This is a genomic window from Granulicella sp. dw_53 (genome assembly GCF_018449545.1).
Lineage (GTDB): Bacteria > Acidobacteriota > Terriglobia > Terriglobales > Acidobacteriaceae > Edaphobacter.
Map to the genome: position 1 here is coordinate 176,468 of NZ_JAAVUR010000008.1, position 15,221 is coordinate 191,688.

Annotated in this window: 12 protein-coding genes; 4 read left to right on the forward strand and 8 right to left on the reverse strand. The window is 56.8% G+C overall.

From position 1 onward, the window contains the following. The first annotated feature begins 139 nt into the window (after positions 1-139). Together HB393_RS14325 and mqnE are read left to right on the forward strand one after the other, a co-directional pair. On the forward strand, positions 140-2,152 hold the full coding sequence (locus tag HB393_RS14325; RefSeq protein ID WP_255551116.1) for a hypothetical protein: 2,013 nt from the start codon (positions 140-142) through the stop codon (positions 2,150-2,152). Between the two features lie 9 nt (positions 2,153-2,161). Further along, positions 2,162-3,313, forward strand: coding sequence for an aminofutalosine synthase MqnE (mqnE, locus tag HB393_RS14330; protein ID WP_213805864.1), 1,152 nt, complete (start codon positions 2,162-2,164; stop codon positions 3,311-3,313). A gap of 301 nt (positions 3,314-3,614) precedes the next feature. Here the strand turns inward: mqnE and HB393_RS14335 are convergent, their stop codons facing one another. The 7 genes from HB393_RS14335 to HB393_RS14365 all read right to left on the reverse strand — a co-directional run bounded on the left by HB393_RS14335 (position 3,615) and on the right by HB393_RS14365 (position 12,415). After that, positions 3,615-4,391: a hypothetical protein gene (locus HB393_RS14335; RefSeq protein WP_213805865.1), complete on the reverse strand. Its 777-nt coding sequence runs from the start codon at positions 4,389-4,391 to the stop codon at positions 3,615-3,617. Further along, positions 4,388-5,215 carry an alpha/beta fold hydrolase gene (locus HB393_RS14340; protein WP_213805866.1) on the reverse strand — a complete coding sequence of 276 codons (828 nt, stop codon included), beginning with the start codon at positions 5,213-5,215 and terminating at the stop codon, positions 4,388-4,390. The genes HB393_RS14335 and HB393_RS14340 overlap by 4 nt, the downstream gene beginning before the upstream one ends. A 38-nt stretch (positions 5,216-5,253) precedes the next feature. Then, complete coding sequence (gene bla / locus HB393_RS14345) at positions 5,254-6,153, reverse strand: class A beta-lactamase (protein ID WP_345945205.1); 900 nt, start codon at positions 6,151-6,153, stop codon at positions 5,254-5,256. A 143-nt stretch (positions 6,154-6,296) separates the two neighbouring features. After that, the gene (locus HB393_RS14350) at positions 6,297-7,289 is read right to left on the reverse strand and encodes a substrate-binding domain-containing protein (protein ID WP_213805868.1); all 993 of its coding nucleotides are present in this window, start codon (positions 7,287-7,289) and stop codon (positions 6,297-6,299) included. A gap of 191 nt (positions 7,290-7,480) precedes the next feature. After that, positions 7,481-10,621, reverse strand: coding sequence for an efflux RND transporter permease subunit (locus HB393_RS14355; RefSeq protein WP_213805869.1), 3,141 nt, complete (start codon positions 10,619-10,621; stop codon positions 7,481-7,483). Continuing rightward, entirely contained in the window at positions 10,618-11,706 is a 1,089-nt protein-coding gene (locus HB393_RS14360; RefSeq protein WP_213805870.1) for an efflux RND transporter periplasmic adaptor subunit, read from the reverse strand. Before HB393_RS14360 ends, HB393_RS14355 begins: the two co-directional genes overlap by 4 nt. 73 nt (positions 11,707-11,779) lie before the next feature. Further along, complete coding sequence (locus tag HB393_RS14365) at positions 11,780-12,415, reverse strand: TetR/AcrR family transcriptional regulator (RefSeq protein ID WP_213805871.1); 636 nt, start codon at positions 12,413-12,415, stop codon at positions 11,780-11,782. Positions 12,416-12,596: 181 nt separating this feature from the next. On the opposite strand from HB393_RS14365, the gene HB393_RS14370 reads away from it, so the two are divergent. Continuing rightward, the gene (locus HB393_RS14370) at positions 12,597-14,000 is read left to right on the forward strand and encodes an efflux transporter outer membrane subunit (protein WP_255551118.1); all 1,404 of its coding nucleotides are present in this window, start codon (positions 12,597-12,599) and stop codon (positions 13,998-14,000) included. 45 nt (positions 14,001-14,045) lie between these two features. Beyond that, the gene (locus HB393_RS14375; RefSeq protein WP_213805873.1) at positions 14,046-14,588 is read left to right on the forward strand and encodes a shikimate kinase; all 543 of its coding nucleotides are present in this window, start codon (positions 14,046-14,048) and stop codon (positions 14,586-14,588) included. Between the two features lie 7 nt (positions 14,589-14,595). Here HB393_RS14375 and HB393_RS14380 read toward each other — a convergent pair whose 3' ends face one another. Next, entirely contained in the window at positions 14,596-15,195 is a 600-nt protein-coding gene (locus HB393_RS14380) for an ABATE domain-containing protein (protein WP_213805874.1), read from the reverse strand. Positions 15,196-15,221: the final 26 nt, after the last annotated feature.

Sequence of the window (15,221 nt, forward strand, 5' to 3'; positions counted from 1 at the left end):
GGCTGACTGGGTTGGTTCCCAGTCAGCCTTTGTGTTGAAGGAATAAGTTTTGCAGCAGATTCCAAGGACCATTGTTAGAACTGGACGGACTAAGTTGAATCGACGGTTTGGATTTTCCCTAGGTTTATTGAGTTTGTTTTTGTTGCTTTGCTCCGGTTTGGGGCATGCGGTAACCTGGCTGCCCTTTGGGCCAGATGGAGGAGACGCCCGCAGTTTTGCGTCAGATCCTCATGACCCGCAACATCTTTATCTCGGAGCTGTGAACGGTTGGATCTTCGAATCGCGCGATGGCGGCAAGGCATGGCGGCGACTGGCTCGGGTAGGGAAGCGTGATGACCTGGTGCTGGACAACATCGTTGTAGATGCCAAGAATGCGAGCCATATCATCGTCGGTGCCTGGGTGCTGGGAAGTAACGATGGCGGTTTATATGTAAGCAACGATGCTGGTCTGACCTGGACGAGTAATGCGGGAATGGCTGGACAGTCAGTTCGCTCGCTGACGGCCTCTTCTTCGGATCCAAAGACGATCGTCGCTGGAACCTTGAAGGGAGTTTACCGGTCTGTCGATGGTGGAACAAAGTGGCAGCTGATCAGTCCAGAGGGGAGTCATGAGCTCCATGAGGTAGAGTCGATTGCGATCGACCCCAACGACCCAAAGACTATCTATGCCGGAACATGGCATCTGCCTTGGAAATCACTCGACGGTGGTGAGAACTGGAGCAGTATCAAAGAGGGTGTTATCGAGGATTCAGACGTGTTCTCGATCATCGTCGATCCGACTAAGCCGAACGTTGTGTATGCGAGTGCCTGTTCAGGAATTTACAAGAGTGAGAATGCAGGCGGGAAGTTCAAGAAGATCCAGGGGATTCCTTCTACAGCGAGACGAACGCGTGTTTTGATGCAAGATCCCAAGCATCTAGAGACCGTTTATGCGGGGACTACGGAAGGTCTGTTTCGAAGCGACGACTCCGGAGTTAACTGGGTAAGGACGACTGGTCCGGAGGTGATCGTCAATGACGTCTATGTTGATCCCACGGACTCATCTCATGTGCTATTGGCAACCGACCGAGGTGGCGTGTTATTCAGTCGCGATCGAGGTAATTCGTTTATAAGCTCGAACGCGGGATTCTCTGCTCGTCAGATTACCTCGTACGTCGCTGATGCACAGCATCCTGCAACTGTCTATGTGGGAGTGGTGAATGACAAGGAGTGGGGTGGAGTCTTTGCGAGTGAGAATGGTGGGTTGAGCTGGGTGCAGGAGAGCTCGGGGCTCGGAGGGCGAGATGTCTTCAGCCTTGGGCAGGCTTCGGATGGGACGATTATCGCGGGAACTGGGCATGGATTCTACCGTCTGAATGGGGCTATGTGGAGCAGATCTGGAGATGGTCCAGCTGTTGCAGTTGCGCAGGGGAAGCAAGTGGGGAAGAAGGTTCGTCCTGCAGGGAGATCGCCTGTTGCTGCTGCGCGATTGAGTAAGCCTGATGGAACGATTGGTAGTAAGGGAGTGAAGACGCAGCCGTTCGATGGGAGCGTTTATGCGATCTCTCGAAGTGGAGATACGCTTTATGCTGCTACTTCTGAGGGCTTGATGGCCAGCGGAACAGCGGGCGAACGATGGGGACGAGTTGCTGGAGCGGATAAACAGGGGCTGTTGTTCGTCTCGGCGACGAAGCGGACGATTGTTGCTGGTGGTTTGAAGTCGGTTATTTTTTCGGTCGATGATGCAAAGACCTGGGCTGAGATGAAGCTTCCGGATACGTTGACCCAGGTGGCTGGCGTGGCCGCTGATAGTAGCGGCGCGGTTTGGGTTGGTGGGCGAGAGGGGCTCTTTGTTACGCGGGATGGCGGGGCGAGCTGGGAAGGTCTGAAGAATCTGCATATTCATGATGTGAACAGCGTCTTCTACGATGGGGCTTCGGAGCGGGTCGTGATTACGTCAGGCGGCGCGAATACGATTGTGTTTGCGGTCCATATACCAGATCGGTCGGTGAAGTTCTGGGACACGGGATGGAATCTGCGGTTTGCGCGTCCAGTTGGCGATCATATGATCGGTGCGACTTTGTTTGATGGGGTCGTTATTCAGCCTCAGATGGTCGATTCTGCGGAGATATCGGCGAAGTCCGATGTGTCGACGCGGAGCGCCAAGGAATAGAATAAGTGTATGAGTGTCCTCCCATTATCCCAACGTCCGCGCCATTCCTTCCAGACTGATGATGCTGCGCTGGAGCCTATCGCGGCGAAGGTGCAGAACGGCGAGCGACTGAGCTTCGAGGATGGCGTGTCGCTTTACCGGAGCGGCGATATCCTCGCGGTGGGTTGGCTGGCGAACTGGGTTCGCGAACGGATGCATGGGAATACTGCTTACTTCAATGTGAACCGTCACATTAACCCTACAAATGTCTGCATGGCGTCTTGCCGGCTTTGCGCCTTCGGGCGGAAGAAGGGCGAGGCTGGGACCTATACGATGGCTCTTGAAGAGGCCTGGGAGACTGCTGCTACGGGCTACTCCGAGGCGGTGACTGAGTTTCATATTGTGGGCGGGCTGCATCCGGATCTTCCTTTCGAATACTTTATGGATCTGGTACGCGGACTGAAGGTGCGGTTTCCGAAGGTGCATGTGAAGGCCTTCACCATGGTTGAGGTGGCGTTTCTGGCCAAGCGGGGCAAGATGACGATTGCCGAGGCGCTACAGCAGATGAAGGACGCGGGCGTCGACTCGTTACCGGGCGGCGGAGCGGAGATCTTCGCGGACCGTGTGCGGCACATTATCTGCGACCACAAGATCGATGGAAGCGAGTGGCTGGATACGGCTCGGACGGCGCACCAGATGGGGCTGCGGTCCAATGCCACCATGCTCTATGGGCATGTGGAGAACGACGAGGACCGGGTCGATCATCTGATGAAGCTACGTGCGGTGCAGGATGAGACGGGCGGATTCCAGACCTTTATTCCGCTGTCGTTCCATCCGGACAATACTGCGTTGGCGCACATCCCCAAGACGACCGGAATGATGGATATGCGGCAGATCGCGGTGGGCCGGTTGATGCTGGATAACTTTCCGCACATCAAGAGCTACTGGCAGATGGTCTCGCCGAAGATGGCGCAGATCTCGCTGCGGTTTGGAGCGGACGATATCGACGGCACGGTGATCGAGGAGAAGATCTATCACGATGCCGGTGCCACTACTCCGCAAGGGATGCGACGCTCGGATCTGGTACGGCTGATCACGGAGGCGGGGCGCGAGCCCTTTGAGCGGGATACGATGTATCGCGCCGTTACCCGGAGTGAGGACTCGTTTACCGTGGCGGTCTAGTTAGTCCACTAGTGCACCCCCTCCCCCCATTTCTGGGGCCAAGTGGTGGCAGGGATTTGGTTTATGGCGACTGAGCCTGCGTAAAATATTCATTCCACATTGGTTGTGTCCAAAAACGTCTGCTAGCGTCACTTACAGGAACTCCTTTCTGTTTAAATGAAAGAGCTCCAGCTTTTTATGCTGGAGCTTTTCTTGTTTGATCCTTACTTCTATCTTATGGCTTGGACCGAAACTAAAGTGCCACTGCTAAGTCGCAGTGGAGGTTGAGTTAGGTAGTTTTAGGGGTTGACATGCGATTTTGCTAAGGAAAATCGCGAAAAATAATTGCGAGGGATACCTGCAGGCGGATCTGCCGTGGAGATGGAGGGCGGTGTGGCTCTTGTACGAAGCTCTCTTCTGCGGATAGGTCGGCGTTCGATTCCGTAATTTGATGTGCTCTTAGGAAGAGCGACCAACGATCCTTTGGATAAGGACCTATGCGCTGTCTGCCTAGCAGGTTGACGCAGTTCTCCCAATCGACGACTACCAGATTCTCGAAGTTTCGATCCTTGGATGAGCTAGAGGCGATCGCACGAAGTTCGGCGGCGCAACTGATCTTCGGATCTATATTTTCGTAAGGCAGAGTCAACGTGGAAAGGTTATGTGTGACGAAAAACTCGCGTTGTCTTTCCATTCTCAAGAGAGCAAAGTCTTGAATTTTGATGAAATATTCGACGACTGGTTTTAGATCGTCTGGATAACCTGCTGGGTCGAGACTTTCTCTGAGGGTCTTTATTTTGCTTATGTTTATGTCGATGTTGTGAGTGTTTAGTTTGGCTTCTGGGCCGCATCCGACGTATGCGCGATCGGTCGGGATACACCGTCTGATGTCGATGGTTACAAAGAGATCGTTCTGAGGGCTTAGATATGGAGAGAGCCGCATCCATTTATTTAATTGCGTGCGCGTGGTTATGGCTCGATTGAAGGTCACGGTGTCCAATCCCCAGGGATAGGGATACTTGACGGTGACGATCTTTGTTGCGGCGAGAGATTGTGAGATTGCGAGGCATAGGAAGGAAGCTACACGCAGTATGTTCATGAGTTACCTTCCAGTTTGCTTTCTGCTATCGCCGTCGATCTTTTGATCCGTTCTATTATTGGTTGCCAGTACGTCTCTGAAGCGGTCAGGATGGGTTCGTTATGGGTGAACCCTTCCAGCACGATGAGCTCACCCCACTGGCCGCAGGCTTTGGCGATCTTTCGCGGCATCTCCAGTGGGAAGAGCCGGTCTCCATCGCTATGGATTACCCATACGGGGATTTGAACTTGTTCCATGTTGGCGACAGTGACCCAAACGTCCGGCAGCATGCGTGCGAGTCTACGGGGGAGGCCTGCGGCTGATGCTGCTTCACGGAATGAGTCGAATGCTTCGCACAAGAATAGTCCTGCGGGTGGCGGATGGAGTGCCGCTATGCCGTGTGCAGCGATGCCGCTGCCTAGGGAAAATCCCAATACAAATACGGGAGTCTGTGCCCCTACTTGGCGACGCAGTTCCGTGTAGGCAGTGACGAGATCTTCATCGCAGTGTTCTGCGCGTACGCGGCCTGAGCTCTTTCCGTAGCCCGAGTAGTTGAAGATGAGTGATCCGATGTCATGATCGCGAAGTAATGCCTGGACTGCGCTCCAGTGCTCTACGGTCTCTCCTATGCCGTGACAGAGCAGTACCGCAGGTGCTGCTTCGATGCCGGGCACGTATACGCATGATAGCTTTCGTGTTCCGCTGGTGATGAAGTATTCCTGTCGTGCGTCGTGTCTGCGCAACCCCCGCGTTATACCCCGCAGGCGGTCGCGAAGTATCAAGCCGCGACTGATGGCGGTCAACATCCATGAGAGAGATCGCAGCTTCCGCTGTTCTGTTGCCATCGCCGGCCCCCTGTATGAACTGTCGAAACGAAAAGAAGTTAGTGCGTTCTCGCCCCTGCATCATAGGCTGCTCTTCCGATGCGGGCGATTACTTTTTCCCGGGTGGCTTCCTCTGCAATTGAATCGGTTACAAATACGGCGATGGCGAGCTTTCGTCCGTCCGGTAGGGTTATTAGCCCGATGTCGTTCGTGGCGTGTGCGATGCCATTGTCTACGTCGGAGGTGCCGGCCTTGTGAGCCACGAACGTTCCTTCAGGAAGATCGCCTTCCAGACGTTTGGCTCGCATGGAGCCGTGCATCCAGCTTAGAAGCAGCTTTGTGTTTTCGGAGGTGAGCGGGGAGTTATCGCTCATCCTACGAAGGAGCTGGACGGCTGCCGCAGGCTCAAACCAGTTGCGATATTGCAGAGTAACGTCGTGATGCATCGCGTTTTCTCCATCCTGAAGATGAAAGCCGGCGATCCCAAGCGAGGAGATATAGGCGTTCACCATAGCGGGACCACCGACGAGACGAAGAAGGATGTCCGCTGCCACATTATCGCTCAGAGAGACCGACAGCCGTGTGAGTTCGCGTAGTGGAACATCGACGTCTGCTTCTGGATACTTCGTCTGCAAGGGGCTGTAGGCGTGTGGGAGGATTCGGTCCGTGGGAAGAAAGCGTACCTGTTGGTCCAATGAGAGCGTGCCCTGCTCGACACGATGCAGGACCAGGAGGGCCAGGGGCATCTTGAAGACCGACTGCATGGGAGGATGCGCGTGGGGATCCAGGTCGCAGTTCAGCGTTGAACCGGGTAAGGAGCACGCCACAGATACTTTGCCGTGTGCGCCCGCGGCGATCTTGCGGATCTGTTCCTGAAGAGAGTCGATAGAAGGAGTTTGTGCGGACAAGGCCGATGGGAGGATAGGGAAGAGAAGAGATGCGATTGCGCAAGCTTGCACAGCCTTCCATCGCGTGAGTTTACCTGGGCACATATAGCGATGGTAGCTGGGATGTTTTATTTGAACGCGCAGAGTACCGGTTGGGTTAATGGCATTCTTCGCGTCTATCTTTTCTTACTAAGTTTTCTTACCTGGTTTCGTACTTACTGAAGCTCCACGGCACGGACGCGCTCGAGAAGCGGATCCACGTTGTTCTTATCTACGAGCGAGACGCCGGTGTCGATGAATGCGGGGAAGGGAGCGAAGGGATCGAGGCCATAGTCTCCGGCTAGACGCACCGGATAGTGATGGATTTCATCGAGTGCTTTGAGGCCGAGAAAGCCCATGGTGTAGGGCTTCTGTGAGATGGTCGAATCGATGATGCCGTCCTTCACGAGCAATAGTGTGCCCACATCGAGATCCATAGCTATTAAGAGCCGGTCCTTCACCTTTAATCGCTTGAAGACTTCTCCTACATCTTTCGCGGAAGAGGACTCGAGGCAGACTATTGCATCTACCTTGTCGGCACCTGTTCTGGCGAGGTATTCGGTGGTCTTATCCATGGCGGTGCCGGTGTCGCCTTTCATATCGAAGACTTCAACGACCTTGATTCCAGGGTATCCGGCGAAGGTCTCCCTGTAGCCCTTCAAGCGCTCGTCCAGATTTGGCTGGCCTGGATTCGAGAAGAAGGCTACGTTGCCTTTCCCGTTTAGTTGTGCCGCGAGGCGATGGCCGCCTAGTCGTCCGGCCTCCAGATTATTTGTTCCGATAAAGTAGAGCCGCTTGCTTGCGGGTGAGTCTGAGTCGACTGTAATGACTGGAATTCCAGCGTCGATTGCGGCGTCTATCTCGGGCGCCATCAAGGCGGAGTTTGAGACGGAGACTATGATGCCTGTCGGCTTAAGGGCAACTACGGCACGGAACGCGGCGACTTCGCCTTGGGAGTCGAACTTTCCGGGGCCGCGCATCTCGGCTGTAACACCGTACTCGTCGCCGGCCTTCTGGAAGCCTGCAGCTACGGTCTTCCAGTAGCCTACGTCGGTGTTGGTCGAGACGAGATAGTACCGTTCTTTCTTACTGTGTTTTGTACATCCCGAAGTAAGTGGAAGTACCGCCATCAGAAGAGCAAAGAGAATTCGCTTTCTCAAAGTGACCATGTTTATTCTCCGACAACGATTGCCGTCCGAGGCATCACATAGGTTCTTCCCTAAGTCGGGCAGCGCCGCAGGCAATCTTCCTACGGGTGCCAGATCTTACTCCAATTGGATGACGTCTGAAAACATTCCTCTCATTAAAATCAACTTACGTCTCTTCTGATTCCTATGACCTAGAGGACGAGCTGTGATCTCTAGCTGTGTAGGAGGACACCTTGCGCACTTTCGCGAGAGACTGGTGTCGCCTTTACGCGGAACCATATCGCGTAAAGAGCTGGAAGGAAGACGAGGGTCAGCACGGTTCCTACCGCGGTTCCACCGATGAGGGTGTATGCGAGTGAGCCCCAGAAGACGGAGAAGGTGAGAGGGATGAAGGCCAGCACAGCAGCAAGCGCGGTGAGGATGACTGGGCGGGCACGTTGTACGGTTGCTTCGACTACAGCGTGGAAGCTATCGAGGCCTTCTTCCTGGTTGGTCTTGATCTGGCCGATGAGGATGAGCGTGTTTCGCATGAGAATGCCTGCGAGTGCGATCAAGCCAAGGATGGCGTTGAAGCCGAAGGGTTGATGGAAGATGATGAGGATCGGCACGGCTCCGGCGAGACCCAAGGGTGCTGTGAGGACGACCATCGCCATTGCGGAGAAGGAACGTACCTGCAGCATGATGACGATGAGGGTCAGGACGATCATGAGAGGGAAGACCGCGGCTAAGGCTACGTTTGCCTTGAGGGCCTCTTCGACTGGTCCGCCGGTCTCGATCTTGTAGCCCTCGGGCAGGTGGGCGATGATGGGCTGAATCGCCTTTTGGATTTCGGCGGAGACCTCGGGCGGCTGGAGAGATTCGTCGATGTCGCTTTGAAGCGTGATGGTCGGCAGGCGATCACGACGCTTCAAGATGGGGTCCTCGGACCTGACTTCGACGTGGCCGATCTGGCTGATGGGAATGAGGTGTCCATCGTGGGCGGTGAGGGTCATGTCGTTTAGCCTGGCGGGGTCGAGACGGTCTGAGCCGCCGCTGCGAGCGACGACGTCGACGGTGCGGATGTCCTCGCGAACCTGCGTGATGGGCACTCCGGTGAGGAGAAACTGGATCTGCTGTGCGGCGTCGTTGGAGGAGAGACCGATCAGTCTCAGGCGATCCTGATCCAGAACGAAGTGCATGGTTGGGGCGCGTTCGTCCCAGTCCTCGTTGGCCTGACGGGTGTGGGGGTTGGCGAGCATGATGGCTTTGACCTGATCCGCAATGGACCGGACTTTGGCGGTGTCCGGGCCCATGACGCGGAAGGCGATTGGCCAAGGTGAGTAGGGGCCGAAGACGAGTTGTGCTACACGCACGCGGGCTTCGGGGGCTAGTCCTTGTCCGATGCGCTGGCGAAGGCGCAGCTTCAGTTGATCGCGTTCTTTCTCGCTGGGCGTGAGGACGATGATCTTCGCGAAGTTGGGGTTGGGTAGCTCGGGGTTGTAGGCGAGGAAGAAGCGTGGCGCGCCTCGACCGATGTAGGCGCTTACGATCTTCGCTTCGGGTTGCTGCCTTATCCAGTTCTCGACTTTTGCGGAGCTGGCGTTGGTAGTCTCGATGCTTGTGCCTTGAGGGAGGGTTACTTCGACGAGGAGTTCGGGCCGGTCGGAGCTGGGGAAGAATTGTTGTTTGACGAGGGATACGCCGGCGATGGCTAGAAAGAAGACTCCTACTACGAGTCCTGCTACGAGGACCTTGCGGCGAACGGCCCATACCACCATGCTGCGAAGCTTGCGGTAGCCGGGGGTCGAGTAGATTGCGGCGTGTCCGCCGACGATGGGTTTGATGTTGGGGAGGAGCTTCACGCCGAGGTAGGGGGTAAAGGTGATTGCGACCAGCCAGGAGACCAGCAAGGCGAAGGCGACGATCCAGAAGATGTTGCCTGCGTATTCTCCGGCGCTCGAGTTTGCGAAGCCGACGGGCATGAGGCCGATTACGGTGACGAGTGTTCCGGCCAGCATGGGGGCTGCGGTGTGGCTCCAGGCGTAGCCGGCTGCCTGGATGCGGTCCCAGCCTTCTTCCATCTTTACGACCATGATCTCGATGGCGATGATGGCGTCGTCTACGAGCAGGCCGAGGCCTAGGATGAGTGCGCCGAGTGTGATGCGATCGAAGGCTCGACCGGTGGCCAGCATGATGATAAAGACGGCGGACAACGTGAGGGGAACAGCAGCAGCGACTACGAGGCCTACGCGCCATCCTAGGCTGATGAGGCTGACGACCATGACGACGGCGAGCGCGACGAAGAACTTGAGCATGAACTCGCCGACGGCCTCTTTGATGTTTACAGCCTGATCCGTGACTTTGGTGAAGGTGATGCCGGCAGGGAGGTCGGACTGGATCTTCTTTTGCTCTGCTTCGAGGGCCTTGCCTAACTCCAGACCGTTCCACTGCTCTTTCATGACGACGCCGAGCATCAGCGCGAGTTCGCCGTTGTGGCGGATGAGGAAGGTGGCGGGATCTTCATAGCCGCGCTTGACCTCGGCTACGTCGGATAGCTTTAACGTTCGTCCGCCAGAGACGATGGGGGTGTCGCGGATCTTTTGGAGGTCGTCGAAGGCGCCGTCCAGACGGATGAAGACTTGTTCGCCCTGGGTGTCGATGGAGCCTGCGGGGGTGACGGCGTTCTGCCGCACGAGGGAGTCGAAGATGTCGCGAGCGCCTACGCCTAGCGTTGCGAGACGTGCGTAGGAGAACTCGACGAAGATGCGCTCTGGGCGCTCGCCTAGGATGTCGACCTTTTTTACTCCGGGGACGTGCAGCACGCGCTGGCGCAGGGACTCGGCTTCTCTTGTGAGCAAGCGCGGGGGGAGGCCGTGGGCCTCTACGGAGAAGAGTGCGAATGTGACGTCGGAGTACTCGTCGTTGATGAAGGGGCCGAAGGCTCCCTGGGGGAGGTTGTGTGCTTCGTCGCCTAGTTTTTTGCGGGCCTGATAGAACTGTTCGGGAACTTCAATGGGAGGGGTCAGGTCTTTGAGGGTGACCGTCATCCATATAATTCCGGGACGTGTGAATGTCTCGACGCGGTCGTAGTAGCGTAGCTCCTGGACGCGCTTTTCGAGGGGCTCGGCGACGAGGTCCTGCATCTCCTGCGCGGTGGCTCCGGGCCACACTGCTGTAACGGTGAAGACTTTGACTGTAAATGTGGGGTCTTCGGCGCGGCCTAGCTTCAAGAAGGAGACGATGCCCGCGATGACGATGGCGAGGATCAAGAAGAGGGTTACTGCGCGCTCTCGGACTGCCAGGGCCGAGAGGTTCAGGAATGCGGACTCTGCGCGTGCGCGGATCTCAGGGCCTGAGAGGTGTTTGTCGCTCATCGGACTGCCGCCTTCTCTTCAGCGATACGAACTTGCTGACCGTTGCTGAGTAGGTGGGCTCCAAGCGCGACGATCTTTTCGCCGGGGAGCACGCCATCGCTGAGGGTTGCACTCTCTTCGCCGATGGAGAGTACGTGCACTGGGCGGAAGGAGATGGTGGAGGCGGGGTTGAGCACCCAGACGCCGGGGCCTGCTCCTCGGTCTGTAATAGCGGCGATCGGAACTTCGATCGGCTGAGAGGCTTCACCTCCACCGAGCCGGATGGTCACTGTCGCTCCGAGGGGGGCTTTGGCTGCAGCGCCTTCGAGGACGTAACGGGCCTCGAAGGTTCGCGTCTGTGGATCGGCTGCGTCGGAGAGTTGTCTTAGCCGAGCCGATGCGACGGGGGTGTCGGTGCCGTATAGATTTGCGTGAGCGATCGAGCCGAGGGCGGGGCGGATCGTCTCTGGAAGGTTGACGGCGGCCTCGCGTGGTCCGGAGTGCGCCAACTTCACGACTGTCTGGCCAGCGGTGACTACCTGTCCGGGCTCAGCGAGCGTCTCGACCACGATGCCGTCGGCGTCCGCGATGAGCAGGGAGTAGTCTCCTTCGTCTCTTGCTACCTGGGCCTGGGCTTCGACCGCGGAGAGTTGGGCCTGCGCTGCGTCCGCGGCTGCCTTTACTCCGTCGTATGCCGAGGCGGAGACGGCACCGGTGCTGACCAGACCGCGATAGCGTGCTTCATCTGCGGCTGCCTGAATCGCCCGCGCCTTTGCCGCTGCTACGTTTCCTGTCTGCGTCGTAATGGCGTGGGTGAAGTCTGTTACGTCGATGCGCATGAGCGGCTGGCCGGCTCGAACGGCCTGACCTGCATCTACAAAACGCTTCGTGATCTTGCCTGGGACGCGGAAGCCGAGATCGCTTTGAACCCGAGCCGAGACGACTCCGGTGAATGCCCGCTCACTGTGTGATGCGGATTCTACCGGTACTACGCGCACCAGTTCGGGCTGCGTCCGGGGGTCTTGTTCGTGCTTTTCGCAGCCTGTTAGCGCAAACGCCAGGCCAACGACAGCCAGCACGTCATAGATTGATATCCAGATCCTCATTGATTCAGCTCTCCCTTGGTGGCGCTGAGCTGAATTTATATAACAAGTAACGTATTTGTCAACTCGTCACTTATTACGGAGCTAGTGAGCGGAGAACTAGATTGGCGACAGCAATTGCATCCTGTTCTGAACGAACTCTATCCTGCTCCAAGAGCAACGGGTGGTAGAAAGGCTCCATGGTGAGACGGATTGCGTGGCAGACCTCTTCGAGAGGACTCTTCCGTTCAAACTCCCCGGTCTCGCGGCCTTTTAGGACGACCTTGCGGATGATATCCAGGAAGGCCTTGCCGTAATGATTGTGAGAGTTCCAGTTCTCTTCGAAGGACGCCGCAATGATGTCGTGTATCTTTCGATGCTCGAGGAAGACCTGGTTGCTTTTGAGCGCGGTACCCTTATAAATCAATCTCATACACTCAACAGGAGATTCGGTTTCAGAGATGATCCGCTCCAGTTCCGAGATGATTTCGGCTAGACCCATTGTGCATATGGTTTCGCCTATAGCTTGTTTGGAGTCGAAGAATTTGTAGATATAAGCACTCGACACGCCGATCGCCTTGGCCAGATCGCCTACGGTCGTCTTCTTGTATCCATAGTGGCGAAAGTGCTCCAGGGCGGCCTGTAGAATCTGATGCCGCCGCTCATGTTCCGCCGGGCCACGCTGGCCCGCAGTCGAGATCGTAATTGCCGGATCCGAGACCGTGTTTGTCATAAATAGATGATAGAGCAATCATCATACATTGACAACAAGTGACGATTATCAATACTATTTACTAATTATGACGAGTCAAGGTCCAATTGCATCCTGCGCTGCTTCCTCCCTGTCAGGCGACACGTTCCGTTCGAAGGAACGAAGAGCGCGAGTGGGCTCCTCGCTTTGGATGAGGTCCGTTTTGTTGCTTTCGCTTGGGGCTGTCGGCTGTACTGTGGGACCCAAATACCGGTCGCCGACCTCGCAATTGCAGCCGTTTCATAATGCTCCTTCGATCGAAGCGCGTACGGGGGTGCCACCCGCGCCGATGCTCGATAGCTGGTGGACGGGCTTCAATGATCCGGTGCTGACCAAGATCGTGCAACGGGCCCTGGATCAGAATCTGGATCTCGCGGCTTCGCTAAGCCGGGTCGAGTTGGCTCGTGCGGTTGCGCGTGAGGCGGGTGCACAACGCAAACCGACAGGTGCTCTGAATGCGCAGACGACATCGTTTCATCAATCGCTGGAGAGCCAGGTGGGGCGCTTCGTTGGCGGGCTCCCGGGATATGACCGCAACCAAAACTACTACGATCTTGGGGCGAGCGCGAGTTGGGAGACCGACCTTTTTGGTGGGCTGAAGCGCGGAGCCGAGGCTGCAACCGATGAGGCTCAAGCAGCGGAGGCTCTGCGCATGGGGACGCGCATCTCGGTTGTGGCGGAGGCTGCCGATGCTTATCTGCAGATTCGCGGAGCCCAGGCCAGGATCGCCTTTGCGAAGGAACAGATCGCTACAGATGAGCACCTGGTCAAGCTGGTTCAGCAGAGGAAGGATGCCGGCATCGCTTCTGACAGAGAGCTTGCGCAGGCGCAGGCGCTGTTGTCGCAGGCCATTGCGACGGTACCACTGCTTATGATCACGCTGGAGTCGGAGTTGAATCGGTTGGATGTTCTGATGGGGGCACAGCCGGGTACCTATGCTGCCGAACTGACTCCGGTGGTGGACATTCCAGTGGTTCCGGCTCTTACCGGATATGCCAATGCCTCCGATCTTTTGCGAAGGCGGCCAGACATTATTGCGGCGGAGCGCCGAGTGGCGGCGTCGAATGCCCGTATTGGGCAGGCTCTTGCCGAGTACTATCCCAAGATTTCACTCTCGGGTGTTCTGGGGTCCGAGAGTCTTGCACCGGGCCACCTGTTCCAAGGCCAGAGCTTCCAGCCGGCTGCTGTGGCGGGTTTGCGGTGGAGGTTATTCGATTTCGGAAGAGTGGATGCCGAGGTGAAGGAGACGCGTTTCGCCAATGCGGATGCTCTGCTGCAGTATCGCAACTCTGTTTTGCATGCGGCTGAAGATGTCGAAGATGCCTTCAGTGTTTTGGCTCAGTCTGAGGCTCGCCGTGACGAGATCGTTCGGGAGATCAGCGCTCTGCAACGGGTGAGGGATCGGTCGCAGGAGTCCTATCAGGCCGGAGTGATTGGACTGACCGATGTGCTGGATGCGGATCGTCAGTTGCTCGTGGCGAAAGACGATCTTGCGCTTACGCGTGAGGCTGCTGCGCGTGCCGCGGTCGGTTCGTTTCGTGCGTTGGGAGGCGGCTGGACTTTGTAGGTTCTCATGAGTGGTGCGTGATGCCAAGTGCTCTAAGCTGGATGGATGGCGCATCTCTTTCTTATAGGGCCGGGAGGGGTGGGTAAGAGTGCGGCGGGCCGGTTTGTTGCCTCTATGTTGGGTCGCGATTTTATCGATCTGGATGAGGAGTTCTGTGCACGCGTCGAACCGATTCGCAGCTACCTGGACCGCTATGGATACGCTGCGTATGTGCGGCGCAATGCGACATTGTTTGGTGAGTTATTGGAGATGCAAGAGGAGCCTGCCCTCTTCGTTCTGTCCTCGGGTTTCCTGGTCACCGATGTCGAACCCGAGGTGGTTGCCAGCAATCGTTTGAGGGTGAAAGAGGCGGGGACTTCGATCTTGTTGATGCCATCCCGCAGTTTCGAGGAGAGCATGAAGATCGTGCTGGAACGTCAGATGGGGCGGGGTCTGGGGCTGAATTATTTGTTGCAACAGGCTACGTTTGCGGCCCGCTTTGATGGGTATATGGAACTGGGAGATCTTCAGGTCTTCAGTTCCGAGGGGCCTTCCGAGGTGGCAAAGAGAATCGTGGATCGACTTTCGGCGCGGGTCTCGGAGGGGTAGTCTGCGTTCAGATTTCTCTTTCGAGATTTCGTCTTCTGTAGGCAGCTACTTTGTGGCGGTTGCCGCAGGTCGCCATGCTGCACCAACGGCGATGGTGGGATTTTGTCTGGTCGTAGAACCAGAGCACACAGGTCTCGTCCTCGCAGCGCTTCACTAGATCCATGTCTCCAGTGACAAGAAGGTCTGCGGCGATCTCCGCCAGGGGCGCGAGGATCTGCTCCGGTGTGGTCTGTTGGCGTACACGGGCTACCTTCAGAGAGCGTGACCGGTCCCAGACGAGTTGAGGATGGCTTTGCGCTTCGGTTAGGAAGGCGTTGATGGCTGTGAGGTCTCCGCGTTCGTCAGCTTTGTACTTTTGAAGCAGCCGGCGAAAGGTCTCGCGCAGGGTGCGCGCGGCGTTGAGCAGGGATGACGGCGGCGCGGGTGGGCGCGTTGCCGGCGGGGTGAGTTCGGCACGGACTAGCCAGTGCACGACGTCTGCGTCGGTCTGGAAGAGATCCACGAGCTTGCCGTTCACGTTGGGAAGGGTGTTCAAGAGATCGAGTGCCGGATGATCGGCGAGGAGAATGGGCTCTTGTTGTGTGGAGGGTTGTCGTTTATTTTGCATATTTCCAGTCCGGCGATCTTTTCTAT